The organism is Lactiplantibacillus sp. 30.2.29 (assembly GCF_018991255.1).
Lineage (GTDB): Bacteria > Bacillota > Bacilli > Lactobacillales > Lactobacillaceae > Lactiplantibacillus > Lactiplantibacillus pentosus.
In genome coordinates this window covers 1-1,221 of record NZ_JAGYGU010000093.1, presented here as the reverse complement: position 1 = coordinate 1,221, position 1,221 = coordinate 1, and the positions used below count along the sequence as shown (strand labels likewise).

1 protein-coding gene is annotated in these 1,221 nt (G+C 36.0%); it reads left to right on the top strand.

Going from position 1 to position 1,221, the window contains the following annotated elements; all coding sequences use genetic code 11:
• Positions 1–1,189: polysaccharide biosynthesis C-terminal domain-containing protein (locus KGF65_RS16650; RefSeq protein WP_216788264.1), on the top strand; the 1,189-nt coding region annotated here is incomplete at its 5' end.
• Between the last annotated feature and the right edge of the window lie 32 nt (positions 1,190–1,221).

The window sequence follows — 1,221 nt, the reverse complement described above, 5'->3', positions numbered from 1 at the left end:
AGTTATAAAACTTTGTATGACTGCTTTGTCGTTGGTAGCGTTTTTGATTTTATTAAGCTTCTATCACCAATATACATTATTATTATGGTTACAAGCAATTTGTATTATTGCCTCCACTGTTGATATTTCCTGGCTCTATATGGGGTTAGAGGATTTTAAGGTAACCGTGGTAAGGAATACCATCGTAAAGGTATTATCGGCAATTTCGATTTTTATCTTTGTCCATAATCATCAAGATACCTGGAAGTATGTCTTAATTTTAAGCTTATCATTGTTTTTAGCGAATTTAACTCTTTGGCCATCATTACGAAAATTTTTGGTTCCTGTTAGGTGGGACAGTCTACGGCCATTTGTACATTTAAGAGAATCGTTGGTATTATTCCTACCATCAATTGCAACTAAGGTTTACTTAACATTAAATAAAACTGTCTTAGGTTTAGTTGCAGGGGCAACGGCTGCCGGTTTTTACAATAATTCGGATACACTAGTTCAGATGGTAATTGCAATTGTGACTGCTACTGGGATGGTTGTTCTACCCCATGCAGCAAGTGAATTTGCAAAGGGAAATATCGAGGCTATACGTGAAATGCTATATAAGTCCTTTAATTTTGTTTCCTTTATTTCGATTCCGATGGCCTTTGGGATTGCAGCAATTGCATTGCGTTTATCGGAGTTCTTCTATGGAAACGGATTCGCTCCCGTTGGGCCTATTATGATGATCGAGGCCTTGGTTGTAGTCCTTGTGGCGTGGAGTAATGCAATTGGGATACAGTATTTGTTACCAATGAAGCGGACTAATGAATATACGCGGACTCTAGTTACAAGTGCCATTGTTAGTATCATAATTAATTTCCCATTGATCAAATTGTGGGGGCTTCATGGGGCGATGATCACAACCGTCATTTCAGAAGGAGTTGTTACTGCTTATCAACTTTGGATAGTACATGAAGAATTGGACTTCAAACGTCTCTTTCAAGATATTCCAAAGTATATTGTGGCAGGGTTAATAATGTTTATGATAGTTTTTTGGATGAACATTACGATTAATTTTAATTTTTTGACGATGATTATAGAGATTTTACTAGGTATCGTTCTCTACATTGTTGCGTTATTAATCTTACGCCCAATAATTTTAAATGATACGGTAGAGATTATGAGAGGATTTTTAAAAAAGCGGAAGAGAAATTAGGGATGATTTCCGTATAAGAAAGTTTACGATAT